The sequence below is a fragment of the Arenibacter catalasegens genome (genome assembly GCF_002909235.1).
Classification (GTDB): domain Bacteria; phylum Bacteroidota; class Bacteroidia; order Flavobacteriales; family Flavobacteriaceae; genus Arenibacter; species Arenibacter catalasegens.
In genome coordinates this window covers 36,463-61,818 of record NZ_PHQQ01000011.1, presented here as the reverse complement: position 1 = coordinate 61,818, position 25,356 = coordinate 36,463, and the positions used below count along the sequence as shown (strand labels likewise).

At 37.4% G+C, this 25,356-nt stretch carries 26 protein-coding genes; 8 read left to right on the top strand and 18 right to left on the bottom strand.

The genetic code is table 11. The annotated features are described in order from the left end of the window. Positions 1–55 precede the first annotated feature (55 nt). Both CWD90_RS10545 and CWD90_RS10540 read right to left on the bottom strand, forming a co-directional pair. On the bottom strand, positions 56–1,312 hold the full coding sequence (locus CWD90_RS10545; RefSeq protein WP_103475986.1) for a type II toxin-antitoxin system HipA family toxin: 1,257 nt from the start codon (positions 1,310–1,312) through the stop codon (positions 56–58). A 9-nt stretch (positions 1,313–1,321) separates the two neighbouring features. Further along, positions 1,322–1,609, bottom strand: coding sequence for a helix-turn-helix domain-containing protein (locus CWD90_RS10540; protein ID WP_093978909.1), 288 nt, complete (start codon positions 1,607–1,609; stop codon positions 1,322–1,324). A gap of 497 nt (positions 1,610–2,106) precedes the next feature. Between CWD90_RS10540 and CWD90_RS10535 the strand changes: the two genes are divergently transcribed. Both CWD90_RS10535 and CWD90_RS10530 read left to right on the top strand, forming a co-directional pair. Then, the gene (locus CWD90_RS10535; RefSeq protein ID WP_103475984.1) at positions 2,107–2,880 is read left to right on the top strand and encodes a type IV toxin-antitoxin system AbiEi family antitoxin; all 774 of its coding nucleotides are present in this window, start codon (positions 2,107–2,109) and stop codon (positions 2,878–2,880) included. Further along, positions 2,867–3,757, top strand: coding sequence for a nucleotidyl transferase AbiEii/AbiGii toxin family protein (locus tag CWD90_RS10530; protein ID WP_103475983.1), 891 nt, complete (start codon positions 2,867–2,869; stop codon positions 3,755–3,757). The genes CWD90_RS10535 and CWD90_RS10530 overlap by 14 nt, the downstream gene beginning before the upstream one ends. A gap of 138 nt (positions 3,758–3,895) precedes the next feature. On the opposite strand, the gene CWD90_RS10525 is transcribed toward CWD90_RS10530, so the two are convergent. From CWD90_RS10525 to CWD90_RS10455, 15 genes are all read right to left on the bottom strand, one after another. Next, positions 3,896–4,363 carry a DUF6730 family protein gene (locus CWD90_RS10525; protein WP_103475981.1) on the bottom strand — a complete coding sequence of 156 codons (468 nt, stop codon included), beginning with the start codon at positions 4,361–4,363 and terminating at the stop codon, positions 3,896–3,898. 4 nt (positions 4,364–4,367) lie between these two features. Further along, on the bottom strand, positions 4,368–5,228 hold the full coding sequence (locus CWD90_RS10520; protein ID WP_317045721.1) for a relaxase/mobilization nuclease domain-containing protein: 861 nt from the start codon (positions 5,226–5,228) through the stop codon (positions 4,368–4,370). Positions 5,229–5,233: 5 nt separating this feature from the next. Then, on the bottom strand, positions 5,234–5,530 hold the full coding sequence (gene mbpA, locus CWD90_RS10515; RefSeq protein WP_103475977.1) for a mobilization protein MbpA: 297 nt from the start codon (positions 5,528–5,530) through the stop codon (positions 5,234–5,236). 269 nt (positions 5,531–5,799) lie between these two features. After that, the gene (locus tag CWD90_RS10510) at positions 5,800–6,090 is read right to left on the bottom strand and encodes a helix-turn-helix transcriptional regulator (RefSeq protein ID WP_103475975.1); all 291 of its coding nucleotides are present in this window, start codon (positions 6,088–6,090) and stop codon (positions 5,800–5,802) included. A gap of 118 nt (positions 6,091–6,208) precedes the next feature. Continuing rightward, entirely contained in the window at positions 6,209–6,880 is a 672-nt protein-coding gene (locus CWD90_RS10505; protein ID WP_103475973.1) for a hypothetical protein, read from the bottom strand. Between the two features lie 1,207 nt (positions 6,881–8,087). Further along, a complete protein-coding gene (locus CWD90_RS10500) occupies positions 8,088–8,864 on the bottom strand; it encodes a LytR/AlgR family response regulator transcription factor (protein ID WP_192878013.1) in 777 nt (258 codons plus the stop codon). Position 8,865: 1 nt separating this feature from the next. Next, positions 8,866–9,897 (bottom strand): sensor histidine kinase, encoded by a 1,032-nt coding sequence (locus tag CWD90_RS10495; RefSeq protein WP_103475969.1) that lies wholly within the window; start codon positions 9,895–9,897, stop codon positions 8,866–8,868. Between the two features lie 60 nt (positions 9,898–9,957). Further along, positions 9,958–10,869 carry a DUF6268 family outer membrane beta-barrel protein gene (locus CWD90_RS10490; RefSeq protein WP_157941197.1) on the bottom strand — a complete coding sequence of 304 codons (912 nt, stop codon included), beginning with the start codon at positions 10,867–10,869 and terminating at the stop codon, positions 9,958–9,960. 2 nt (positions 10,870–10,871) lie between these two features. Further along, a complete protein-coding gene (locus tag CWD90_RS10485; RefSeq protein WP_103475966.1) occupies positions 10,872–11,231 on the bottom strand; it encodes a DUF2147 domain-containing protein in 360 nt (119 codons plus the stop codon). Positions 11,232–11,339: 108 nt separating this feature from the next. After that, positions 11,340–12,347 carry a zinc-dependent alcohol dehydrogenase gene (locus CWD90_RS10480; protein ID WP_103475964.1) on the bottom strand — a complete coding sequence of 336 codons (1,008 nt, stop codon included), beginning with the start codon at positions 12,345–12,347 and terminating at the stop codon, positions 11,340–11,342. 168 nt (positions 12,348–12,515) lie between these two features. Next, positions 12,516–13,061 (bottom strand): Pycsar system effector family protein, encoded by a 546-nt coding sequence (locus tag CWD90_RS10475; RefSeq protein ID WP_103475962.1) that lies wholly within the window; start codon positions 13,059–13,061, stop codon positions 12,516–12,518. Positions 13,062–13,071: 10 nt separating this feature from the next. Continuing rightward, positions 13,072–13,746, bottom strand: a complete 675-nt coding sequence (locus CWD90_RS10470) for an ABC transporter ATP-binding protein (RefSeq protein WP_103475960.1) — start codon at positions 13,744–13,746, stop codon at positions 13,072–13,074. A 23-nt stretch (positions 13,747–13,769) separates the two neighbouring features. Continuing rightward, positions 13,770–15,008 carry an ABC transporter permease gene (locus CWD90_RS10465; RefSeq protein ID WP_103475958.1) on the bottom strand — a complete coding sequence of 413 codons (1,239 nt, stop codon included), beginning with the start codon at positions 15,006–15,008 and terminating at the stop codon, positions 13,770–13,772. A 3-nt stretch (positions 15,009–15,011) separates the two neighbouring features. Continuing rightward, complete coding sequence (locus CWD90_RS10460; RefSeq protein WP_103475957.1) at positions 15,012–16,109, bottom strand: efflux RND transporter periplasmic adaptor subunit; 1,098 nt, start codon at positions 16,107–16,109, stop codon at positions 15,012–15,014. Positions 16,110–16,119: 10 nt separating this feature from the next. Then, positions 16,120–17,457, bottom strand: a complete 1,338-nt coding sequence (locus tag CWD90_RS10455; protein WP_103475955.1) for a TolC family protein — start codon at positions 17,455–17,457, stop codon at positions 16,120–16,122. Between the two features lie 247 nt (positions 17,458–17,704). On the opposite strand from CWD90_RS10455, the gene istA reads away from it, so the two are divergent. The 6 genes from istA to CWD90_RS10425 all read left to right on the top strand — a co-directional run bounded on the left by istA (position 17,705) and on the right by CWD90_RS10425 (position 23,818). Next, on the top strand, positions 17,705–19,258 hold the full coding sequence (gene istA, locus CWD90_RS10450) for an IS21 family transposase (protein ID WP_103475953.1): 1,554 nt from the start codon (positions 17,705–17,707) through the stop codon (positions 19,256–19,258). 21 nt (positions 19,259–19,279) lie between these two features. Then, complete coding sequence (gene istB / locus CWD90_RS10445; protein ID WP_103475952.1) at positions 19,280–20,020, top strand: IS21-like element helper ATPase IstB; 741 nt, start codon at positions 19,280–19,282, stop codon at positions 20,018–20,020. 283 nt (positions 20,021–20,303) lie between these two features. Further along, complete coding sequence (locus tag CWD90_RS10440) at positions 20,304–21,956, top strand: hypothetical protein (protein WP_103475950.1); 1,653 nt, start codon at positions 20,304–20,306, stop codon at positions 21,954–21,956. Positions 21,957–22,112: 156 nt separating this feature from the next. Continuing rightward, a complete protein-coding gene (locus CWD90_RS23265) occupies positions 22,113–22,313 on the top strand; it encodes an alpha/beta fold hydrolase (RefSeq protein ID WP_205161231.1) in 201 nt (66 codons plus the stop codon). A 381-nt stretch (positions 22,314–22,694) separates the two neighbouring features. Next, positions 22,695–23,276 (top strand): dihydrofolate reductase family protein, encoded by a 582-nt coding sequence (locus CWD90_RS10430; RefSeq protein WP_103475947.1) that lies wholly within the window; start codon positions 22,695–22,697, stop codon positions 23,274–23,276. Positions 23,277–23,377: 101 nt separating this feature from the next. Further along, complete coding sequence (locus tag CWD90_RS10425) at positions 23,378–23,818, top strand: GNAT family N-acetyltransferase (protein WP_103475945.1); 441 nt, start codon at positions 23,378–23,380, stop codon at positions 23,816–23,818. Between the two features lie 179 nt (positions 23,819–23,997). On the opposite strand, the gene CWD90_RS10420 is transcribed toward CWD90_RS10425, so the two are convergent. Then, entirely contained in the window at positions 23,998–25,227 is a 1,230-nt protein-coding gene (locus CWD90_RS10420) for an APC family permease (RefSeq protein ID WP_103475942.1), read from the bottom strand. Positions 25,228–25,356: the final 129 nt, after the last annotated feature.

Genomic DNA, 25,356 nt, shown 5'->3' with positions numbered 1-25,356 from the left:
TGTATAAAACTACGAAAAATATCTAACAATAGCCAAATGCAAAAACTAGCTAAAATCAATACCTTTTTTTAAAGGCACTACCCATAAGTTCCTGCTCTGCTCGTGAAATTCCAATCTCTACGGCTATTTCCTTCCAATGGCTAACTGATTTGGCAACCTCATCGATAATAATATCCATTTGTTTATCATCCAAACGAAAATATTCCCCTACCCTTTTTGCCAATTCCAAATCCAAAGCATTATTATCCATATCAATATTAAGTGCTAATCCATCTTTATCTATGGAAGGATTTATGTCATAGGCAGGGGAAAGTTTCCAACCCTTGGGGGTTAGGATAAAACCATGGTTTCGCAAATGATCATCCGTATTGGAAACCGCAATATTAAAAACAATCCGTCGCCATAATTGATGTAGGTTATTATCAATATTCACTCCATAGGTTTGGATAAATTCAGCAATATCCAAATAACTTGCGTTGGTATCCCGGATGGTATCCTCATTATTCCCTGTCATGGTCATGGCTGATGAAAAATGGATACGTTCTTTCATTATCCTATCAAAACGTTGTGTAAAAAAGGTACGATAGTTTCCAGTAATTTTTTCCATTCGGGAAGGTGCCATTTCAATTCCACAATTTATTGCCAATCGATATGCTAAAAACTCCCATGCTCCTTTATCGATGGTATCATTCTTTGAAGGAAATTTTGCTATCCAAAGATTTCCATGTTCATCCAAAATATTGGCTTTGGGTCTTGCACCACCCAAAGAAGATCCTGGGGCCATTAGAACGGCCAACCATTTTTTTACTTCTTCGTTATCGGTGTCATTCTCAAAATGCTTGGCAGCTTCTTGAAGCTCCCTCACTGACGACCAAGGGGGCGTAGGATTCTCTTCATTATTATCCAAGAATGGTCCGTCACGGTCTATTTTAAAACGTAAAGCTCCCATTCTACTTTCGTCATAAACTCCAAGCAGATAATCGATTTCATATAAAGTAGTAGCTTTTCGATCTTTCTCATTAGCTAGTTGTACTGCACGTCTTTTCATCAAGGTTCTTCCCCAGGTATCTGGCATACTATCTAAAAAGACACCAAAGTTTTCCTTCTTATTTGGGTATTGTGGACCCGAATAAAACTGGATATCAGGGTCCAACAATAGTTGTTGTTCTGATTTTATCCAACCCTTATCATATTCAAAACTGAATGCTTTCTTTCCTTTAGCATGATGGGCCGCAAGAACACCTATCATCCTAGCTTCTGGCATTCCTTGCCAATGTGCATAAACGTATATATCAAATTTACCTTGTGCCATTCTTCCCTGTTATAATAAATCTAAGTCCTGTAGTTTTCTTCCGAATTCGTCATCTGTTGCCAACTTCAAGAAATCATCTTGCAAACCAAGTGCAATCAGAACATTAAAATATGAACCAATCGCTACCTTTGAATTCCCCTTTTCTATCTGATACAAAGTCTTTCTATCTATACCTGCCCGTTCGGATACCTGGATTGTTGTAAGCTTTCTTCGTTTGCGGGCAAGCTTTATATTCTCTCCTAATTGCCCCATTATTCTCTGGTATTTTGGAAATAGGACAGCTTTCTTATTTTTCATAATGGGTAATATTTTCCCCAAATATAGTTATTATGGGGATATTAATACTCATTTCATTCAAAAATTATTTTTAAAATCAATCAGCAATCATCCTTTAAAGTGAGCTCATAGGAAAATTTATACGATTATTTCTAACAGTGAAAGAGTAATTTTTTCAATCTTTTGTAACAAAGTCAGGGTAAATAAGGTACTAAAATTAGCCTAGCGTGCTGTACAAAAATTAGCCTAGCATGTAATTTATTCTAAACTAGTTTGAATATTAGAGTTTTACACTTACAAAACTTATATAAATTGAAACAACCCTCATGAAATAAAACGCTATAACCCAAAGCTATTGCTATGTCAATTATTTTCACCTAGATAACTTTTAGAAATAATGATTGCTAGCAAAAGGAAACAGTTTAAATCCCATCGAATTTCAGTACTTAAAGTACCGAAGAGCAATTATTTTTAAACTACAACTTGTATTGGTTTAAAAAAAAGCATAAATTGGTACCATGAGTACCGAAAAAAGAATAAAAATAAACCAATTATTAAGTACGCACCCTACAGGTATCGTGTACCTATCATCGTGGCTTGTACAAAAAGGGTACAGCCTTGATCTACAAAAACGCTATCGAAACAGCGATTGGTTTACCTCAATCGGAACTGGTGCCATGATACGTTCGGGTGATGAGGTTGGTTATGAGGGGGCCATCTACGCCCTTCAAAAACAAGCTGATCTATATGTTCATCCGGCGGGCAAGACGGCATTATCCCTCCTTGGTAAATCCCACTACTTGGAACTTTCGCCAAATAAGGTAACCGTTTTTGGTGGACAACATGAAAAGCTGCCCAGCTGGTGCATGCATCATGACTGGGGTGTAAAATTGGATTATCACAGTTCTTCATTTCTACCCCCTGATATAGGCCTTGTTGAAGTAGAACTAAAAACCTTCTCAATAAAAGTGTCCAGTGCCGCAAGGGCCATGTTAGAGTGCCTATTTTTAGCGCCAAAACATCAAGAATTAGTAGAGTGTTACCAACTAATGGAGGGATTAAACAATCTAAGACCCAATCTTGTTCAAGATTTACTGGAAAACTGTACCTCCGTCAAGGTAAATCGCCTATTTATGTATCTAGCTGAAAAAGTTAACCATAATTGGGTAAAACACCTTAATATGGATAAAATAAATTTGGGAAGTGGAAAACGAAGTATTGTAAAGAATGGTGTTTATGACCCAAAATATAAAATAACTGTTCCAGTTGTACTAGCCAATGGAGAATTATAAATCCCAAGTTTCATTGCTGTTAAGCGTACTACCCGAAGTAGCTAAAGAAAATAACTTTGCTCTTCACGGTGGTACTGCTATCAATCTCTTTCTTCGAGAAATGCCTCGACTTTCAGTGGATATTGATTTAACATATATTCCAGTTGAGGATAGGAATACTTCCTTAATCCATATTTCAGAAGCACTCTCGAGAATCAAATCCAATATTGAAACCATAATACCAAATGCTCGAATAACACATAAAGAAAAAGAACTCAAGCTTTTAATTGCCAATAATCAAGCCCAAATAAAACTGGAGGTGAGCCAAGTGATGCGAGGCATAATAGCATCGGTAACAGAAATAGAATTGTGTAATAAAGCACAAACGGAGTTTGATGCGTTTTGCTCCATTCATGTGGTACCTGTAGGCCAACTCTACGGAGGTAAAATCTGCGCCGCATTGGACCGACAGCACCCGAGGGATTTGTTCGATGTTAAATATCTATTAGAAAATGAGGGGTTTGCTGATGAAATAAAAAAGGGATTTCTTTTTTGTCTATTAGCAAGCAAGAGACCTATATATGAAATGTTGTTCCCAAACCTCTTGGATCAGCGTTCCGCTATGGCCAATCAATTCGACGGAATGAGCAATGAACCATTTACCTATGTTGATTTTGAAGCTACCCGGAATTTACTAATAAAAAACATCCATAAAAGTTTAACTGTTACCGATAAAGATTTTCTATTGAAATTTGAAAACGCTACACCGGACTGGAGCTTATATAATTTTGAAAAATTTCCTGCTGTGCAATGGAAATTGCAAAACTTACAAAAACTAAAGGAAACAAACCCTGACAAACATAGTGAACAGTTGAAAAAATTGAAAAGCATTATTTAAAAGATTCCCAAAGTATTTATAGAATTTGGCTGTTACTTGTCCCAAATCCTTACCTCTTAACTTTGCGCATGGATCCTATTGGATTTCTTTAGCGTTCGGGAAGATAAGCGTAAAGAAGAAATCAAATTGGGCGCAACCCTACTCCCGATTTGGAACACTATCCTGCTTTTGGGCCCACTTTTCAAAATCTTTATAGATGACCGGATGTTCTTCAAAATAGCCACGTGCCCTTCCCAAGCTTTCCTTTTTTACTTTTAAAACCACAGCCTTTTTTTCCTGTTCATAGTTTATGAAATTATAGCCCATATAACCAAATGCCATGGTGTTGATTATCATGAAAAGGTAGAACAACGACATCTCCCATTTTGGGGTCCATCTAGATTTTTCTATATTTTTCAAGACTTCATCCATCCGCTTATTATAAAATTCCAAGTTGCTCTTTTGCAGCCTTAAAAATTCCTTTAGTTGAAACTCCAAATGCGAAGTGTCCGCTTTTATTTTTAGGTCATCAAATTTTGTGGATAGTTCCTCCAGTTTACCAATGGAATTGTTGAACCCGGATATTTCTTGGGTAAGCACTTCCATAATTTCATCTAGTTTTGCCATGATATTATATTTCCATTCCCAGTCCAATTGATTTCTTAATAGCAACAGTTACCACCTTCCTGGCAATAGTTGCCGCCAAGTTGGGTGAAAGCCCAACGGGCTTACCCAGAAGTTTTACTGTATTTTCCTTAGCCATCTTTTGAGCTACATTTTTATCCCACCCCATATTTCCCGCTATGTTCCCCATGGACATGGAGCGATGTACTTCGCTCCCCTTTAGATTATGCCCCTTGTATTCAAACCGGAAACCTTGGAGTTGGTTTTGCCTATTTATACTTGGAATTACCTCTACACCTTTCTTGGCCATATCGCTGATGTACCTATCAAAGTTTTTTGGCTTGTCCTTTTCCATGACCTTATCGTGTATCTGTTTTATTTCCCCTCTTACATTTTGAATCTGGTTCAGTTTTTCCTGCTGCACTTCTTTTACCGTGGTCAGACCCATTTGTTTTGCCACATTTTCCGCCGCCTGTTGGCTCCGTTTTCCTATAAAACTATCCTTGTAGGCATTCCCATTGAAATCGATACGGTTTACGTATACATGAACATGGGTGTGTTCCTTATTCCTATGCACGAAGCCAATGGCTTGCCGTTCCTGTAGCCTCATTTCCTTAAGAAACCTTTCAACAATTTCATTGAGATTTTTGTTCGTCATACCCTGCCCATCTTTAATGGTTGGACTCAGCACAAAACTCAAGGTGTTCTTTTGGCAAAGGTGGTTCTGCTGCTGGATAATCTTGAACTCCTGAGTGATCTCTTTAGGATTGTCTCCCGATAAATGTTCGCGGTAGACGACTTCTGCCTCCTTCTCCCCGTTCCAACCATAACCCATGGATGCTCCGGTATGCGATATGGATTTCCCCATACCTATCATTTCTTAAATGATAAAAGATGTCGACGTATCTCACTGGCCAATTGCACCACTTCATCTGCCAATTTTGGATTGCGTTTTCGGAACATATTCCCGATAAGCTTAAAATTTGTTTCATACCTGGCCAACATTCTGTACATCTCTATTTGTTCTTGGGTCAACCGTTCTATTATGCGATCATCAAAAGCCGCACGGCGACAATACTCACTTATGGAAAGTCCACTCCTATCGGCCTTGACCCTTAGCAGTTTCTTCTCATAAATAGAACATCTAAACTGTACAAACTCCTTCTTCATTTTGGTGTTTCTGAACCTTTATTCCCTAACCTTTTTAAAAATATACATTGAAACCCTAACTATAATCCTATATAGAAAATCCAGTTACTGGTTCCTATTCTTTTGCGACCCATCGGGAGCAAAAGCAAGATTTGTCATGACAATGACACATCTTGAATTCTCACTCAATCGGATATTTTAGATCTACATTCCGTTTCATCATTTTCTACCTATCCACATACTTTTTACTTATTAGTACTACTACTAATTAGCATGTATTTATAGAAATACTACTTCTTTTTTCGTGGTAATTGCTTATTGAATTCCCGATCCAAATAGTCATCTGATAAATTAGGTTCGCCCAATAACCAAGCATCTATAATATCCTTGTCAAAGAATTTCTGGCGGATGTGTTTGTTACCTCCCATGGGGATTAATCGTAACTGGGTCAGTTTGTAAATCTTGCTTTTGGAGAGTCCCGTATAGGCCACAAGATCATCTACGTTCATCACTTTCTTTTGATGAGAAAGAAGCCCCTTAATATCCCTCAAGAGATCTACCATGTCATTTTCTATTTCCATAATTCTCGCTTTAAAATAGCCGCCGTGCGGTCTACCTGTGTTACAAATGTTCGAGGCAAAGAAAGGAGATGCAAGCTGGTGAAAAGAAGAAAAAGGGGAAATCTACCCCATAAAATATTTAAATATCCCCCAAGAAATCGAAGAATGAATCTATCTGTTGTTCAAATTCATAATTGGGAGGAAACTCATTGTACTTTTTTGAAAGTATCTCTGCGGATATCAAGTTTCCCTTATGGTAAATTTTTTGGGATCTCTCAAATGATTTTAAACTAATCCCCTTCTTAAGTTGCTTGAACTTGTTCAGAATATATTTTAATTGCGGTTGGGTACAGTTAAAATGCAGCACCGAATCGTGTTCGTTAAAATCCAGGACCATAACTTCATAAAAATTGGAGAAGCTTGTCAAGTTCTCGTCCAGATATTCATATTGGGTTAAGGAACCATAGATCCTTCTAAGAACACGCTCATTGAAATCCATATTGAAACCGACCAGTTTCATTCGTGAACTTCGGCTTTGATATTTCACTTTCTCTTTATAAGCATCAGATACCATTACCACAAAAAATAAAATCACCAATAAACAAATGGGAAGCAGGGCAAGCCAAAGTTTGCCATGATCTTTGTAAAGATTAATCGATGAAAGAACGGCAATAGTTCCAAAAACGACAGCCCCTACAATCAGTCCATTATTTCCTCTTCTCATAAAGGCCTTAATGTTCCGGTTGATTTTGTCTTTTCTTGCGTTCAAGGCGACCAACCAATTGGCGATATTTTCGAATATCTTTTTCATTTCTCCCAAAAGCTGATTTCAAGATAGTTAAAAGAATCAATACCCATTTTAATTTTCGATGTTATGGTACAAAAAATGGACAGGGATTTGCCAGGTTCTGTGTGTAGGGAGAAGAAAGGTCAAGCGGCCCTTCGCCACTTGTGCTTTCGTGCGGCCGAGGAGGTCGGAAAAACTGGAACGGAAGGACTTCCCTAGTGGACCGGCGAAGCGTGTCTGCTATGGGAGGATTGGAGTGGAAAGGTTTTTCGACTTCCGCATGGGCTTGGAATATAAAAAGATATAGAAACATTCTTTTCTCTATTCAACATAAGAAAAATTATAGTACAGAATGGTATATCTAGAATTGAAACAAGCCTAGTAGCTGTAAGCTATAATTCTATTATGTAAAATATCCCTCACGTTTATAGTTTTTAAGGGAATTACGAACAGAGACATCAACTTTTTTAATTCACGTAGCTTCGACATTTTTACACAGAAAAATCCTTTTAGAAAATTTCAAATTCTTAGTAAGCCTAGCGAGAAACATTTCGGCTGTATCTATAATTAGTCGTTATGTAAAATAGCCGCTGCCTATGCGCTCATTGCTTTTTAAAATCAAATTGCTCTGGCAATTTATTTTAAACACAATCTCCAGCCGCATAGCCAACGCCATTTAAAAGCTGTCCTTTTAGATGTTTTCAAAATTCTCGTATTCGAGGAAATGTGTGCAAGATTTTTTTCTACAGCATTCTCGTCAGCTTGCCGCAAGAGCTAAAATTTTCTCTGCGAGCAAAATTCTTAGCACTTGCTAACCTCTCGTCTTGATTGAAACTTTTCTTTAGGTACTTCTAACATTATGTAAAATAGATTTAAACATGGTAACCAGTAAGGTTTCTATTTATCTTTTTTTCTTGATAAAAAAAGAAACAAAAAAATCAAGGCTTACAGATAATTTTAGAAACAATGTACGGCTCAGTCGCTATATTCTAGAAAGCATTCTAACTTTTAAGACGCTTTGAACTTTTTGAAATATTCTTCATATCAACATACTGTATTGCGAGCCCTCTAGAATATGGCCGCTCCCCTCGCCTATTGTTTTGCCAAAATTCTCTTAGGCCGTTTTGCCAACGCTACATCAGGGTAATAACTTACTACTTTACTTTTGCGTTAGTTCTATTTGAACTTTTTAGCTCTGATTTCATAAAGTTTAATGTGCTTTCATTTTTATTCACTTGTCCAACCACCGTTTAAAGGCTGCTGCCTTGTCCTTACCAATTATGATATCTTCTGTGTGTGACGGTATTATTTCGAGTTTTAGTTTTCCATTAAAGTAGGAATGAACCCTTTTAATTGCATCCATACTCATTATGAATTGCCGATTTATTTTAAAAAAATTATCAGGATGTAATTGCTCCTTTAAACTTTCAAGTGAAAAATTAACAGGATACTCTCTTTTTTCTAAAGTTACCGCAAAAGTAATGCCTTGCATACTGTAAAAGAAAGCAATGTCTTCAATTGATAGATGAAAGAACGACTCGTTAGATTGAATCAAGAAACGCTTGCGATATTCAGTCTTTTCGCTTTTAATTAAGGAAGCAAGCTCTGAAAAATCTATATTGGAATGCTGCTCTTTAATGAATTGTTTATTGTAATGCTGATACTTCTCAAAAGCAGTTTGCAACTCGTCTTTTTCAACAGGTTTTAACAGATAATCAATACTATTTACTTTAAATGCTTGTATGGCATATTCGTCAAAAGCGGTGGTAAATATAATTGTGCTTTCAATTTTTACCTGCTTAAATATTTCAAAACTTAGTCCGTCTGACAATTGAATATCCAATAAAACAATTTCGGGATGTGGATTGTTTTCAAACCAAGCAACGGCAGATTTTATGCTGTTTAAACAACCAATCACTTCGGTTTCAAAATTTATCTCCTGCAAGGTTTCTTTTAGCAAGCGTTGTGCTGGAATTTCATCCTCTATTATTAGTACTTTTAAAGCCATCTTATTCATCGATTAAGGGGATTGTAACTACAAAATTATTTTCTTTTTCTCCGCAGGTAAACCCATCTTTTTTAAGCAATTCATATCGCTTACTTAGGTTGGACAAGCCCGTGTATGTAGAGTCTGTATTCTCTCTAGGCTGCAGGTTATTGCTTATTATTATGCTATTATCACCATCGCTTTTAATCGAAATTTTCAACACATTTTCTTCATTAGCCACATTGTGTTTAATGGCATTCTCAATAACTATTTGAAGGGTCAAAGGTGGTAATTGCTTATGTAATAATTCACCTGAAATATGTGCTGAATAGTCCAGAGCATCGGCAATTCTAACTTTATGCAAAAAAATAAAGGAATCAATAATTTCAAGTTCCTTTTTCAAGGAAATTAAATCGTGATTTTTACTTTGTAAAACATAGCGATATACTTTTGAAAGTTTGCGTGTAAAATCTTCCGCATTTATTGGGTTGTGTTTTATTTCTGAAATCAATACATTTAAACTGTTGAACAAAAAATGCGGATTTACCTGATTTTGCAACACCCGATAATCTGATTTTAATTTTTCTTGTTTGTAATATTCCGCATCCAATAAAGAAGCTTTCCATTGGGTAAAGAAGTTTATAGCTATGGAAATACTAATAAAACCAATTAAAAAAACAATAGAACCGATAAATATAATAACAGGTGCTTTCGGATAAATTAAGGACTGCTCGTTGATAAAATACCAAGCAGTAAAAGGTATCCCTATGGATATAAATGTCCATAAGATGATAACTCCTATTTGAATAAAAAGCCTTTTTTGTGGGTTGGAATACCAAGGATGTTTTTTATTTAAATAACGGTCAAAAAATAAGCTGCCTTCAACATTCAAATTAAAAAACAGCAGGTAAAAGAACAAAAACAATCCCTTTGGAATTTGTAATTGAAATTCAGTGTTTTCAGGCATACCCAAGCTAACTAATTTCATAACAAGAATAGCGTACAACGACACTAAAACGATTCTAATTACAGTTTTTTTATTATTTTTAGACATTTTTAATTAAAGTTATTATCGATAGCAATATATTGAATTATATCAGTATGATTTATACTATTATTTCCTTTTAGGCGGCACCAATACAATACCCACACTAAAAAATGGCGCTGCTTCAGAATCAAAATCAAACTCCGTGCCATCCATATCGATTAAACTGTAGTTTCTTACACCACTAAGGCCTCCAAAAGCTTCTAAACGAATCATTTTAGTTGCTTGATAATCGATCAATACGCCAACATTTGCCCTAGAATAGTTTATTTTATCAATACTATTATCTTCAGAAGACACATTAAAATTTGCTCCATTAAGGTTAAATTTCATTCCAAGTTCTAATTTCTCATTTGGCAATAACGAATAGGTGTATTTGAGATTTACAGGCAATAGTGCGTTTATCTGATGCCTATTGTTTTTATAATGCAGATTGACTAAGGGAATTAATCTAGGAGTCCCCAAACGTGCACTATATGCTACACCGCCACCAATTTTAAAGTTGGTATTGATTTTTCTTGTTGCAAACGCTGCTCCCTGAAAAATAAAATCGTCAGAATTCAAGTCTCCCTCAAAATCTGATGCCAATGTGGGTGTTAAATTAACCGCAAGATTCCATTTTTCGTTCCATTGATGTAGCAGGGATAACTGGTAATAAAACGTCTGTAATTTTTCTTCGTTTTGAATAGGCTGAAACAAGGGATTATCAAATGATGCTTCCACAAAGCCATATCCAAACCCATTAATCAAAAACGTTTTGTCATTTTTTAATTTCTTTGGAAAATTCACAAAAGCACCAAACTCTTGAAACGAAATTTCTTGGTTTCCTGCATCATTTTTTATTTCCGACTGCTGATAATTATTATATCGGATTCCTGCCAATTTAAAATCCTGTGAATACCCATTATGGAGAAAAGTAAAAAAGAGAAAAACGATTACACTTGCTTTTTGTACCGCAATTTTTTTATAAGAATATGTCATCGTTATTTTTTTGTCCATTCTATCGTTTTACTAAAAAACCCAGCTTTTATTTTCACATCTAATGTCTTTTCTTGTGGGATAAACTCGGCATCATACCATTCATCGCGCTTTGGCGCATATACTTTTCCTTTCCATTTGCCATTGGTTTGTTTAAGTTCTTTGACCATCAGTTTTCCAATTGCAGCATTAGAATTATCCGAAGAAATAATTTTTCCACTATAACCATCATCGTGTTGCTCAATTTTTACAACTGTGTTTTGTTCTCCTACAATCCATTCGCCTGCTACATCTGACTGTGCAAAACTGTTTAGGCTAAATAAACTGATAGCCAGTAGTACTATTACATTTTTTGAATTTTTCATTTTATTGTTTTTTACTTGTTTATAAGGAACAACATCCCCTAGGGTAATAAAACTTATAACGTTTTGGTTTATTTGTTCTGAACTTACGGGATTGCTTATTTGAACGTTTCAAATTTCGATGACAACTTTCTCTTCGATTTGACCATTTTTCATTCTATCGAAGATTTTATTGATATTTTCAAGTTTATCCAGACTGTAATGGGTAGAAACTTTTCCTTCGGACGCAAATTTTAATGATTCTTCTAAATCCAATCTAGTACCAACAATTAAACCTCGAATTGTTTTTCTTGTTAATACAGTATCAAAAATTGGTAGAGGAAAATCCCCGGGAGGCCATCCTACCAAACTCATAATTCCTTTTTTTGCCAACATTCCGAAACCTTGTGAGAATGAAGATGTGCTTACCGCAGTAACTAATACTCCTTCAGCCCCACCAAGATGGGAAAGTTTCTCAATTGGATCATCGGTTTTTGCATTGATGGTAATTGTTGCTCCTAAGGATTTTGCGAGAGTCAATTTCTTGTCATCTATATCGACAGCTATTACGTTCATACCCATTGCTACTGCGTATTGAACAGCTAAAGGACCCAATCCGCCAATACCTGAAACTACAACGGATTCGCCAGGTCGAACTTCGGTTTCTTTTAATCCCTTGTAAACTGTAACTCCTGCACAAAGAATAGGTACGGCTTCAGCAAAATCTAAATTTTTAGGAATTTTTCCAACGAATTTTGGATCTGCCAAAACATATTCGGCAAAACTTCCATTAACGCTATACCCAGTGTTTTTCTGATTATCGCAAAGTGTTTCCCAACCACTTTTACAATACTTGCAGCTTCCGCATGCGGTATACAACCATGGGACTCCAACCCTATCACCGATTTTTACATTCGTAACACCCTCTCCAATTTCATCTACGTAACCAACGCCCTCATGTCCTGGAATAAAAGGCAGTTGGGGCTTAACCGGCCAGTCTCCGCTCACCGCATGGAGATCGGTGTGACATACTCCACAAGCAACTATTTTCACAATAATTTTTCCTTTTTCCATTTTAGGTTTGTCTACCTCACTTATTTCAAGTGGAGAGCCAATTTTTCTAAGTACTGCTGCTTTCATTTCTTTATTTTTTAATTAATATTTTTTATAAATTCTTTACAATGATATAGTACGCTAGGTTCCTATTTAGAAATAAGTTGTTGAAGTCGAATATTGAGTGTTGAAGTCGAAAAAAGCGTTGACCATTATTATAATTCAGTATGCAGTACGCTTTCACAATATGAATAATTACAGTATAAGCGTACCAATCATACCAACTATGAACACAAGGAATGACACCATGACCAGATGTTGTTTGTAAGTGATATATCGACCTAAAAAATAAAGGTCATTAATCATTTCGTCATACAAGTTATATCCAGAATCCATAATGACATATAGGCTTGAACGAAAATCAACAAGCTTCATTTTGGAAAAATTTTGGGCGTACAAAGTACCTTTATAGCCACTATTTTTAAATTGCTTTCCCATATAACGATACGGAAGCATACTTATGACGGCTATCGTCATAGACAGCACACAGGAAACAATAAAAAATTTGATTTGATTAACTTCAATAGTCCCTTTATCTGTAGTTGCTCCTATAAATAAGACTCCCATCAATAAAGAGATGATAACGGAATTAATGGTGATTAGGATTCCAGCTTTGTTATCCACCATCTTGAGTAAATTGTAGTGGTTACGCGATAATGTTCTAAATAGCGTTTGAATGCCACGACCATCGATCTTCCTAAATTTTTTATGATTTTCTATTTTGTCGAAATTATCCATCATTTCTAGTTTGTTATTGACTGATTAATTTCCCATCAGAGAGTTCTATAATACGGTCGCAGTTGGCGGCAAATTCATCATCGTGAGTAACAGCTATAATAGTCTGTCCACGTTCTTTTGCCAGTTCTTTAAACACATCAAAAACAATGTTTGTGTTTTTAGAATCGAGGTTTCCCGTGGGTTCATCTCCCATAATAATGGATGGTGAATTGATAAGTGCTCTTGCAATGGCGACCCGTTGTTGCTGACCACCTGATATTTTAGAGGCTTTCTTATGTTCATTGCCTTTAAGACCTAACAAGTGAAGTGAGTCTATCGCTTCTGCTTCAATTTCATCTTTACTCTTTTTATTCAGTTTTAAAGCAGGTAACATCACATTATCTAAAACTGTAAATTCTGGTAACAAAAAGTGAAACTGAAAAACGAATCCAATTTGCTCGTTACGAAACTTTGCTAGTTGGTTTTGTTTTAAACCAGTAACCTGTGTACCGTTAATTTCAATTTTTCCATCATATTGGGTATCCATAGTGGACAACAGATAGAGTAAGGTAGATTTACCTGAACCTGATTTCCCTACAATGGAAACAAATTCGCCTTTTTTCACATTAAAAGAAATATTCTTTAATACTTGAAATTCTACTGGATCGTAAAAATGTTTGTTAATATTTTTTATAGAAATTGCATTCATCTTTATATTTTTTATTGTTGTTTTTACCCTCTTAATATTTCTACTGGGTCAACTTTTGATGCCTTACGAGATGGAAGATATCCTGCTATTAACGTGATAATTGCGCCGAAGGAAAATGCCAATATGTAATCTTTTAAACGATATACAACAGGCAATGTGTTCTGCGAAGCTATTTTAAACGGTACAATGTCCAGAATTTGCACAATCATATTTCCTAAAAACAAGCCAACCAAACCACCAATTAAACCTATGGCTACCGACTGTGTTAGGAAAATTTCAATCACATCTTTTCCATTGAATCCCATTGCTTTTAGGATGGCAATTTCTTTGATTTTTTCGTTTACGGTCATATTCATAATGTTGTAAATTCCGAATCCTGCCACAATCAATATGGTAAGGGAAACAGCAATAGCCAATACATCTCGCAATAGACTTGATGAAACTAATTGGTCGTTGCCTTCTTGCCAAGATTCGACTTTGTAGTCCGTGAGTTGGCGTACTTTTTCTGCAACTGCTGTGGCATTATTATAATCATAGGTATTTACCAAAACATCAGTTGCATAGCTTTTGTTTTTAGAAAATAATTGCCTTGCCGTTTGAATGGAAATTAATGCACTCGTTTTATCTGTAACTTTAGAACCTGACTCTAAAAGCCCTATAATTTTAAAGGTTTTAGATATTCCTTCAGATGTTGAAACTGAAATGGTATTACCTGTTTTTACGCCAATGGTTTGTGCCAATCCAACCCCTAAAATAATACCGTCAGACCGTTTATCTAATTCGCTCAAATCACCTTCAATAATATATTTTCCAGTTTCAAAAAGTTCGTTTTCATTTACTGTTTCAATACCTGAAAGCGATGCACTTGTATTTGAAACACCATTTCTAATAAAAACTTTCTCATTGAGTTGTAACGCAACACTTTTTACATCTGGCACATTTAGAATTTCGTTTCTTATAGCATCTGCGTTTTTAATGCCTTGTGTATATTGGATATTTCTGGCATTATTGACCATTAAAATCGTATTACTATCTTTCGGATTTGGTATTATTGGTGTTATCTCTTCCGATAAATCATTGTAAATTTTTATGTGTGACATGGATGTGAAAGTAATCTCCGTTTGAATATTATTTACACCTGCCATAAAACTGTTCATTGCTATGTACATAGAGATACCAAAGCTTACACTCAATATCGCTACCAGCAGTTGCCTGAACCTTGAGGTAAGGTGTACTTTTGCAATTTTTTGATTCGTATTCATCGCTTATATTTTTGGTTTTACGATTAAGTCTTCTTCAGAAATTCCAGAAATCACTTCGGTCCAATCGCTATTTTTTCTTCCAGTAAGCACTTTTTGTTCATGGCCGTTTTCAAGCAATACATAGCCTTCCCTTAACAGATAAGACGAAGGAATTACCAATACATTTTTATTACTGCCTGTTTCAATATTTGCCTGTAGTTGTGAGCCTGAAAATATTTTAGCGGGTAATTGCTGAAACGCCGCTTCCACAACATAAGACTGTTCTACTTCATTGAAAGAAGGATAGATTTTTGAAATGGTTGCATTAAATGTTCGGTTGGGATAGGTATTCATATTTACCGCTACCGTTTGGCCCTTATTTACTTTTTCGATATCGTCTTCAGCAACAAATAATTTAATGATGAATGAACCACTACCAATTTCTGCAACGGCTTCGCCTTTTTTAATCAGTTCTCCCTGCTTTTTGTAAAGGTTTATTACCCTTCCTGATATGGATGTGGAAAGCTGGTAATCTTCAAGGATTGCCTTCTGTGTATTTACCTGCACCAAACTTCGCGTTTCATTGAGTTTTAAATTAGACTCTGTTTCTTTGTAATTATTCCGTAATGCCGAAAGATTGTTGTACGAGGCATTGTACTGTAGTTCTGCTTTTTCAAAATCAAGTTGGGATACCGAATTTTTTGCTTGTAAATCTCGGTACCGTTTGTAATTAGCTTTGTCCAAATCCAATTGTTCGCGAGCCTGATTTATTTTAGTCTGGATTTGTTGCAATTGAGCAGCGTTTTCGGAAACATTGTTTGCAGCATCATTGTACACTGCAATAGCGTCGGCTACCTGATTGTTTTGCACGTCACTTTTAATGACAGCAACTATTGCACTGGCTGTTATTGTGTCACCTTCGCTCACAGGAATAGTGTTTATAATCCCTTCCACGCTAGAGGAAACTGTGTACTGGTTAGCCTGTTCTATATGACCGCTGGCAAATACGGCATTCTCGATATTCTTTCTTGTAGGTTTTGTTGTTTCCGCTTTCTTGCACGAGGCAAATAGGCAAACAAACAATGCCATATAGCCTAATAAAATTGTTCTATTTTTTTTCATTTTTTAGTATTTAATTATTGGTTGTAAAATCAATTTGTCTGATGTAAATCTTGTATTCTGCTAGGGTAAATGCCGCAAGACTTTGTAGATAATTATCCTGTGCTTTTAGTAAATCTTCATAAGTATCCAGTCGGTTGTCTAAACTTGTAATGCCGCTCTGATATTGGTTTTTAGCGTGCACATCATTTTTCTGCATCAATTCCATAATCTGCAGATTATCAGATAACTCTGTTGAATATTGACTGATATCTAAAAGCAACAGTTCATCCTCTTTCTGGGTTACCAACTTTGTGCTTTCCAGTTGCAATTCTTGTTGTTGTAGTTGCAATTTGGATTGCTTGATTTTTTGACGGGAAGAAAACCCGTTAAAGACCGGAATATTCAGTTTTGCACCGATAAATTCTTGTGGTAACTCGTTGGCATCGGAGAAATTCATAAAACTATCTGATGCCCAATTGTAATTATTTTGATACGTAAAGCTTAGGTTTGGTAGCAGTAACGCTTTCTTTTGCTTCAGAAGCGATTCGTATTTATCGACTTCCATTTCCTGCCAATTGATTTCTGGATGTGAATTATGCAACGTGGTATCTGCCAAGATGAAATTTTGAGGCGTATCTGAAACCGTAATCTGTCCGCTCGTATTTAACTGACTTTGGAGTTGGGTATAAAAACGGCTACCGTTGGTAATCGCTAGATGTAACCTTCGACGATTTTCCAGTTGTTTGATTTCTGCGGCATTCAGTTCTGCTTCACTAAGGATTCCTTTTTGAAATTTTTCCAGAGTGTTATCATAAATAGTTTCAGAAACCCTAACATTCTTTTCATAAATCCGTATAGATTCCTGTGCCAGTAAAATGGAGTAATAGGTTGAAGCCAGCACATTATACGTATATAACTTACTTTTTTGTGTGTTGACCGCACTTTGCTCGGCTACTATGCCCGCTGTTTCCGATGCAAATATTTTTTGAAAGTTTAGAATATCCCATTGTACCTGAATTCCCGCTGACGACAAGTGTTGTTTGCCAAATGTCAATTCCTCAAAAGTTCCTGCCGGAGCTGTAGGATTAAAGATTTCCGCTGGAATCAAAGTTGGCTGTATGGTTAAATTGTTGTTATAACCTGCAGAAGCATTTATAGAAGGGTATAAATAAGATTTAGCTTCCTTTTTTCCGGCCTTTGCAAGTTGCTCACCGATGACAGCACTTTGGATATTTATGGCATGTTTATCGGCATACTCAAGTACTTCCTGAAACGATTTGAACTGAATTTGAGCATCAACTTCATTGCTTTGAGCAAAAAGGGATGTTATATTTAGAACTACTAAAAAGAGGATTAAGATTCTGTTCATTACAAAAAACGTTTTATAAATTCTTTGCAAAGATGTAGTGCTTGAGTATTTCGGTTCGTTTTGTGCCAGTGTTATCGGTCGGGTTTGTGCCAGGCATATCGGTTCAAATTGTGCCAATTTTAGCTGAGCGCTGAATTTATAACGGTTCGATTTGTGCCACTGGCTTTAAATTGATGAGGCTGTAACGGTTCGTTTTGTGCCACTTTGAAAGATCAAGTAATATCTTATTGCAAAATCGTGATAAGATATGGCCAATACACTTGATCCTATGGACTTAAAACAAATTATCACCCTCCATTTGGATGGGTTTAGCAATCGTAAGATCGGATCCACTCTGGATATTTCCCGTAATACGGTAAACACCTATATGAAGTTCTTTAAGGGGAGTGAATACTCCTTTAAAGAATTGCTTTTCTTTGATAATCCGCGTCTGGAAGCGCTCTTTCCTTCCTATACCACCATTGATAGTGAGCGCCATAATGGACTGATGCTTTATTTTGAGGGGGTCAAAAGGGCCCAAGACCATCCCGGCTTTACGTTTATGTACCATTATCAGGATTATGTGCAACAGGCGGCCGATCCTTACAGTTATACCCAGTTTATGGAGCATTACCGGCGTAAATACCCGAAGCTCAAAGGCTCGATGAAACTCGAGCACGAAGCGGGCAAAGAAATGTTCATTGATTTTACCGGTAAGAAACTTCAAATTATCAATAAGGAAACCGGGGAGATTATTCCGGTAGAAGTATTTGTTGCTATTCTTCCCCACAGCCAATATACCTATGTAGAAGCCTGCTTGAGCCAAAAACGGGAAGATCTTATCGCTTGCTGTGCCGGTGCGCTACAATTTTACGGAGGTGTTCCAAAAGCCATAGTATCGGATAACTTAAAGTCAGCGGTCACCAGGGCCAGTAAATATGAACCGGAGATCAACAGGTCCTTTAAGGATTTTGCCCGTCATTACAATTGTGTCATTAACCCCACAAGAAGTTATGCGCCCCAGGACAAGGCTTTGGTAGAGGGTGCCGTACACCTGGTGTACCAGCGTATCTTTTATCCGCTTCGCGAGATGACCTTCTTCTCGTTACAAGAGCTGAACCGGGAAATAAAGCGACTTCTGGTCACCTATAATAACCTAATGTTCCAACGCAAGGAGGCTAGCCGCAAAGAACTTTTTCAATCGGTGGAACGGGAATATTTAAAACCATTGCCATCTGCCACTTACGAACTTAAGGATTACAAGCGGGCAAAAGTCCAGAAAATGGGCTATGTGTACTTCTCCCCGGACAAGAGCTATTACAGCGTACCCTACCGGTACATAGGAAAAAGAACCTTGATCCATTACACAAAAAGTGTCATAGAAGTATATTACAACCATCAAAGGATCGCTCTGCACCAACGGAACCCTAGAAAAGGCATCTATATCACCAACAAGGAACACCTGAGCAGTACCCATAGGCAGTATACCCAGTGGAGCCCGGAATACTTTAGTGGCAAAGCGGCCGCCCACGGAGCGAACGTAGTCTCCTGTGTGTCTAAAATACTGGCCGCGACCGATTACCCTGAAATTGGGTATAAACGGGTCATGGGGCTCATCCAACTCCATAGATCCTATGGTTCCCAAAGACTTGACAAGGCCTGTGAAAGAGCCCTACAGGCAGATGCCGTTTCTTATATGCGCATTAAAAATATCCTTAAAAACAACTTGGATAAATCCTCTTTGTTCTATCAGGATCTGGACCGGGACCAAACCCATATCCCTTCGCACAAGAATATCCGAGGGGCTTCCGCTTATCAGTAATTTATTATTTAAATCTATATTATGAACAACAATCAAACTATTGAGAAATTAAAACAAATGCGCCTAGGGGCGATGGCCGAGCTGCACTTGCAACACGTCAAGGACAACCGTTTAGAAGACATGACTGCCGATGAATACCTGGCACTGCTCACGGATCACGAATGGGAGGACCGCCAAAACCGAAAGATCGATCGCCTTACAAAGCAGGCCAACTTCAAACAATGGGCCAGTCTTGAAGATATAAGCTATGCCCAGGGACGAAACCTGGACAAGAATATGTTCACTCGCTTGGGGACGCTTGGCTTTTTAAAAAGAAAAGAAAACATCATCGTTACCGGGGCATCCGGAGTAGGGAAAAGCCATCTAGCACAGGCACTGGGACACCAAGCCTGTATCATGGGATATAAAACAATGTATTGCAATACCGCACGACTCTTCAAAAAATTCAAACTCTGTAAAGTGGACGGGACTTATCTAAAAGAGCTCGGCAAACTTCTCAAGGCCGACCTGCTTATTCTAGATGACTTTGGGCTGCAGGCCTTCGATAACCACGCCAGGGAAACCTTAATGGATATCATTGATGACCGATATAACAAGACATCGACAATTATATCCTCCCAGATACCGGTCTCCGCATGGTACGAGATTATAGGGGGCGAGGGGACTCTAGCTGATGCAGTACTGGATAGGGTGGTACACTCTTCACACAGGATCGATCTAAAAGGCGAGTCGATGAGAAAAGGGAGTTTAAAAATAGATTAACATTAATTTTTTATATCATTGCAATATCTTTCAAAGTGGCACGGTTTGCTCCGATATCACTGGCATGGTCACTCCGAAATAGCCAGCCTGCAGTTAACAAAATGTAAAATGATTGCTAGTGCAAGCTTACAAAGCTAGAATCTTTGGAGAATTTTCAATATAATTGAATATATTTTGCATTTATACGTGAAATTTAACAGTTTTTGATGAAATTTACGAATAAACCTTATTACTTATAATCCGATTGATTTTAACCAAAATTGATGACTAACCACAAGCGCTCATGATAAAATATTCCTTACTCTTGATCCTTTTTTTTTCCTGTGTATTAGTAGCCCAAGGGCAGACTGAAAGCTCACAAGAAAATGTGGTAATCACTGCCAACAAGAAAAAAACCCAAGTATTTATAAATAAAAATGGAGAATTGCAGGTAAATGTATCACCAAAAAATGTTCTCAAATTTAAAGCCCTTGGTTTGGTGCGCTATAGTGACTTCGGTGCCAGTGGTGACGGCAAAACGGATGATATAGATGCCATAGCTGCAACCCATGCCTTCGCCAATCAACACGACCTTTTAGTAAAAGCAGATGAGGGGTTCACATACTACATTGGAGGAAAGGAACGCACAGCTATTATCCGAACTAATACCGATTTTGGTACAGCGGCCTTCATCATTGATGATACTGAAGTCGAAAACCGAAGTGCTTCCGTATTCATAGTCAGTTCCAACCTTCAACCGTTTAAATTAGAAGGGATATCTTCACTAAAGAAGAATCAGGCAAAAATAGACGTCTCCTTGCCTGCATCCTGTCTGATCACGGTCACCAACACCCAACAAAAGCACTATATCCGTTTTGGACTGAACCAAGATAATGGATCTACGCAAACAGATATTTTTGTTGTTGATGAAAACGGCAATGTAGATCTGGACGCTCCCATAATCTGGGACTTCGATCAGATTACCGATGTAACTGCCCTTCCCTTGGACGAGACCACATTAAGCATCTCCGGAGGGCGATTTACCACTATTGCCAATAAAGCTGAATCAAAGTACACTTATTACAGCCGTAACATCATGATCAGAAGATCCAATGTGCTTTTGGATGGGCTGGAACACTACATCATTGGCGAAGAAGATCATGGTGCCCCTTATGGCGGTTTCATAACTGCTCGTGACTGCGCCTATGTAACTATTAAGAATAGTGTCCTGACCGGACACAAAACCTACAGCACCATTGGTTCGGCCGGATTGTCCGTCTCCATGGGCTCTTACGACATTTTGGTCAACCGAGCCCTTAACGTATCATTTGTGAACTGCAGTCAGACCAATGATATTAACGATAAAACATATTGGGGAATACAGAGTTCCAACTACTCCAAAAATCTTGTCTATGACAATTGCACCTTTTCCCGATTTGATGCTCACAAAGGGGTTGCAAATGCCTCCATCCGGAACTCTACCTTGGGACACATGGGAATCAACGCTATTGGTAGTGGGGTTTTAACTATTGAGAACACCACCATCCGAGGAAGGAACCTGGTCAATCTGCGCTCTGACTACGGCAGTACTTGGCAGGGGAAAATCGTAATCCGTAATTGTGTATTTGTACCAGAAGGGGGCAAGACTACCAGTGCCAGTTTAATTGGTGGTTCCTATTCCGGACAACATGATTTTGGTTACACCTGTTATATGCCTGAACAGATTACCATAGAAAACCTTCATATCGATGATTCCAACCACCCGGAAGATTACCAAGGTCCTGCCATTTTTAAAGATTTTAATGAAGAAATGACCGACGATTCTTATCAAGAGCAGTTTCCCTATGTCAAAACTAACGAGGTGGTTCTTAAGAATGTGACCACTGCCAGTGGTAAAGATTTAATGGTCAGTAGTAATCCGTTTATGTTTAAGGATGTGAAGGTATACACCGATTAATGGGACTGCATAATATCTTTTTCTAAAATAATGAAATTTATAATTAACTGATATTTAATACCTTAGGAATACAAAAGGGATATAAACAATAATCATACTCGATTGTTAGCGGTCAATGTAACGGATTACACCACAAGGAACAAAGGGCTGAAAAAAATGAAAATAGCTACAGCGAAAAAATCGGCTTTTAGTAGTAGATATTCGGAAGTGAATGGCCTGAAAATGTATTACGAAATATACGGACAAGGCAACCCCCTTATTTTAATCCACTGTGGTGGTTCAACAATTCAATCCAACTTTGAAAAAGTTATTCCGTCATTGGCGAAAAATAGACAAGTAATAGCGGTTGAATTGTAGGCGCAAGGGCGAACAAGCGACATTAGCAAATATGCCCGAGCAACTGAGAACGGCTTACAAACAAGTTTCAAGCGAAACAAATGGTTTGGAAATAATGCACGATAGAGATGCTAAGCGAATGGTGAATTTCAAAGACATTGCAGACGGACAAATAAAATCAATTTAAGCACCGACTTTAATCATCATTGACGACAAAGACGTAATTACACCCGAACACGCAATTGAATTGCACAGACAAATTGCAAAGTCTGAACTAGCAATAATTCCGGGCGGACACGGAGAATACATTGACGAAATAACAGCGATAATACCCAACTTCAAAGAAAGCTAACTTGTTGTTCCGATGATTGAAAAGTTTTAGAACAAAAAGAAAAACTAAATATGAGAAAAATAATTTCATTTATGCATATATCGCTTGACGGTTTCGTAGCAGGGGCGAACGGCGAAATGGACTGGATTAATACTGATGAAGAAATTTTTGATTATGTCGGTAAGCGGATAAACAAAGGCGACACTTCATTGTATGGACGAGTAACGTATCAGATGATGGAGAATTATTGGCCTACCGCAGCAGACAAGCCGACTGCGACCAAGCATGACATAGAACATTCGAAGTGGTATAGCAAAGTTCAAAAAATAGTAATGTCAAAAACAATGAAAGGAGCAGATTTGACCAACACAAAAATTATTAGCGACAACCTTCCGGACAACATAAATGAGCTGAAACAATCCCGCAATGGTAGGAGTAAAGACATTTTGCTTTTTGGCAGCCCGACAGCCACACATTCACTTATGAAACATAACTTAATTGATGGCTACTGGCTATTTGTTAACCCTATTATTCTTGGACAAGGCATACCATTATTTGTAGACATTAAAGGCAAAATAAAATTGAAACTATTGACTACTCGGCAATTTTCTTGCGGAGTAACAGAACTGAACTATAAAGTGGACAGACAGTAAAAACGAACCGTTAACAAAGTTGTATAAAATAATACGATATTAATTGCTCAACCAAAATTGTACTAATTATACACATAACACGTTAGCAACAACTTAAAAAAATGATTAGACCATACGAACCTTCTGACAAAGAGAGTTTATTAAAAATTTTTAGCCTTAACACTCCCAAATATTTTGACAACATCGAAATAATTGATTTTGAAGAATATCTAGAGGAAAACGGAGAAACCTATTTTACAATTGAAGTGAATAACAATATTGTTGGTGGAACCGGATATTATATAAAGGAAAATGATAAATCAGGACGAATTACGTGGGTCTTTTTTGATCCTGATTATACTGGACAAGGGCTAGGTAGACTGGCGGTAGAGCATTGTTTGAAAATATTAGGTGAAGATAAAAGAATAGAAAAGTTCATTGTAACAACATCTCAACTGGCGTATAAGTTTTTTGAAAAATTTGAATTCAGCCTTAATCGGATCGAAAAAAATTATTGGGGAGAAGGTCTTGATTTATATGAAATGGAAAAGTCCAATAAATAAAAACCAACAGTTAACAATGCCCATACTTCATAGCTGCATCCCACCTTTTAATATTATAAATCAATCAAAAGTGCTATCTTAAATCAACAATTAATAAAGGAAGGAACCATCACATATTCTAAATCATTTAAGCGTTGGAACTATGGTTAGCACTGAATCAATAGGGCCATTAATGGCCATTACACAACGGCAAGAATCTTATATCCAAGAAATATTAGACATAGCAGAGCACCAACCAATGGGACCAGAAACTTCGGGTTCCACCAACATTTCCACTTGCCGAATTCGTCAAAAGCCAGCTTGGTCTGTGAGAAATTGACCAGTGCAAAAACGCTAATGATTACGTAGCTGGTAGTATTGGCGAGTTGAACAATGGGCACGAAAATGGCCAAGACCACAATTCCAATAGCTATCACTATGGTAGCCGGCAAAGGAGTACGATACTTTTTATGTAGCTGATGAAACAATTTTGGCGCACTGTTCTGACCGGCCATTCCATAAAGAACCCTAGAGCCCATTATGACCTGTGCCAGTACTCCATTTAAAACAGCAACCAAACTTATGACACTAATAGCATAGGCATAATGCTGCCCCTTAATCGCAACTATTTCTGCCATAGGGGCATTGGTAGCTGAAAGTACATCTAGGGGCAAGGAAATCACGGCTACTACAGCCACAGCTATATACAGCAACAAAGCAATGATGAAACTGCCCATAATAGCAATAGGCATACTCTTTTTCGGGTTTTTGGCTTCCTCGGCAACATTTGCCAAATCTTCAAACCCAACAAAGGCATAAAAAGCCAAGAATGCGCCCTGAAATACAGCAAACACATCAGAGCCGGGTGCCTCGATGAACATTTGGGAAAACTGCGAAGTTAATTTCTCCAGATCCAGACCTGCTATATAAATAACAAATAGCAGCCCCACAACTTCAATCAGGGTAATTAATCCGATCACGTTCAGGGATTCTCCAATACCCCATATAGCGAGAATAGTCAGTACTATCATACTAAAAATAATAACATATGCATCTGGGATTTCTATGAACACGTCCAGGTAACCTACAAATCCTTTAAGAATGGCCGCCGCGGAGATGAATCCCGTGAAAATTACTCCCCACCCAACCAAGGAGGCCAAACGTTTTGAGTTAAAAGCCTTATTTACATAAACTATTTCCCCACCACTTTTCGGAAACCGTGGAGCCAGAAGGGAATAAGAGTAAGCGGTCATTCCTGCCAAAACTCCAGCAAGAAGGAAGGAAAGAGGAGCAAGTGTTCCAGAATATTGTGCTACTTTACCCACCAGCACATAAATACCAGCTCCGAGCATGGTTCCAACTCCGTACAATAATATTTGAACCGTACCGAGTTGTTTCTTTAGACCTACAGTTTCCTTTTCATCGTTCATACCTTCAAGATTTCTTTAAAATTAGAGGATAGGTGGTTAGAATTATAAGGGAGCTGGTTTTTTGTCCGTATCCCTTGTTCTTAATTTGTGTAATTTGTAAATCCACTTGTCCTTATCCATAAGCAACAC

Bases quoted from the DNA above. Each gene is read 5' to 3' on its own strand.
- CWD90_RS10545 (WP_103475986.1), bottom strand. From the start codon at position 1,312: ATGGCACAAGGTAAATTTGATATATACGTTTATGCACATTGGCAAGGA.
- CWD90_RS10540 (WP_093978909.1), bottom strand. From the start codon at position 1,609: ATGAAAAATAAGAAAGCTGTCCTATTTCCAAAATACCAGAGAATAATG.
- CWD90_RS10535 (WP_103475984.1), top strand. From the start codon at position 2,107: ATGAGTACCGAAAAAAGAATAAAAATAAACCAATTATTAAGTACGCAC.
- CWD90_RS10530 (WP_103475983.1), top strand. From the start codon at position 2,867: ATGGAGAATTATAAATCCCAAGTTTCATTGCTGTTAAGCGTACTACCC.
- CWD90_RS10525 (WP_103475981.1), bottom strand. From the start codon at position 4,363: ATGGCAAAACTAGATGAAATTATGGAAGTGCTTACCCAAGAAATATCC.
- CWD90_RS10520 (WP_317045721.1), bottom strand. From the start codon at position 5,228: ATGGGGAAATCCATATCGCATACCGGAGCATCCATGGGTTATGGTTGG.
- mbpA (WP_103475977.1), bottom strand. From the start codon at position 5,530: ATGAAGAAGGAGTTTGTACAGTTTAGATGTTCTATTTATGAGAAGAAA.
- CWD90_RS10510 (WP_103475975.1), bottom strand. From the start codon at position 6,090: ATGGAAATAGAAAATGACATGGTAGATCTCTTGAGGGATATTAAGGGG.
- CWD90_RS10505 (WP_103475973.1), bottom strand. From the start codon at position 6,880: ATGAAAAAGATATTCGAAAATATCGCCAATTGGTTGGTCGCCTTGAAC.
- CWD90_RS10500 (WP_192878013.1), bottom strand. From the start codon at position 8,864: ATGGCTTTAAAAGTACTAATAATAGAGGATGAAATTCCAGCACAACGC.
- CWD90_RS10495 (WP_103475969.1), bottom strand. From the start codon at position 9,897: ATGTCTAAAAATAATAAAAAAACTGTAATTAGAATCGTTTTAGTGTCG.
- CWD90_RS10490 (WP_157941197.1), bottom strand. From the start codon at position 10,869: ATGACATATTCTTATAAAAAAATTGCGGTACAAAAAGCAAGTGTAATC.
- CWD90_RS10485 (WP_103475966.1), bottom strand. From the start codon at position 11,231: ATGAAAAATTCAAAAAATGTAATAGTACTACTGGCTATCAGTTTATTT.
- CWD90_RS10480 (WP_103475964.1), bottom strand. From the start codon at position 12,347: ATGAAAGCAGCAGTACTTAGAAAAATTGGCTCTCCACTTGAAATAAGT.
- CWD90_RS10475 (WP_103475962.1), bottom strand. From the start codon at position 13,061: ATGATGGATAATTTCGACAAAATAGAAAATCATAAAAAATTTAGGAAG.
- CWD90_RS10470 (WP_103475960.1), bottom strand. From the start codon at position 13,746: ATGAATGCAATTTCTATAAAAAATATTAACAAACATTTTTACGATCCA.
- CWD90_RS10465 (WP_103475958.1), bottom strand. From the start codon at position 15,008: ATGAATACGAATCAAAAAATTGCAAAAGTACACCTTACCTCAAGGTTC.
- CWD90_RS10460 (WP_103475957.1), bottom strand. From the start codon at position 16,109: ATGAAAAAAAATAGAACAATTTTATTAGGCTATATGGCATTGTTTGTT.
- CWD90_RS10455 (WP_103475955.1), bottom strand. From the start codon at position 17,457: ATGAACAGAATCTTAATCCTCTTTTTAGTAGTTCTAAATATAACATCC.
- istA (WP_103475953.1), top strand. From the start codon at position 17,705: ATGGCCAATACACTTGATCCTATGGACTTAAAACAAATTATCACCCTC.
- istB (WP_103475952.1), top strand. From the start codon at position 19,280: ATGAACAACAATCAAACTATTGAGAAATTAAAACAAATGCGCCTAGGG.
- CWD90_RS10440 (WP_103475950.1), top strand. From the start codon at position 20,304: ATGATAAAATATTCCTTACTCTTGATCCTTTTTTTTTCCTGTGTATTA.
- CWD90_RS23265 (WP_205161231.1), top strand. From the start codon at position 22,113: ATGAAAATAGCTACAGCGAAAAAATCGGCTTTTAGTAGTAGATATTCG.
- CWD90_RS10430 (WP_103475947.1), top strand. From the start codon at position 22,695: ATGAGAAAAATAATTTCATTTATGCATATATCGCTTGACGGTTTCGTA.
- CWD90_RS10425 (WP_103475945.1), top strand. From the start codon at position 23,378: ATGATTAGACCATACGAACCTTCTGACAAAGAGAGTTTATTAAAAATT.
- CWD90_RS10420 (WP_103475942.1), bottom strand. From the start codon at position 25,227: ATGAACGATGAAAAGGAAACTGTAGGTCTAAAGAAACAACTCGGTACG.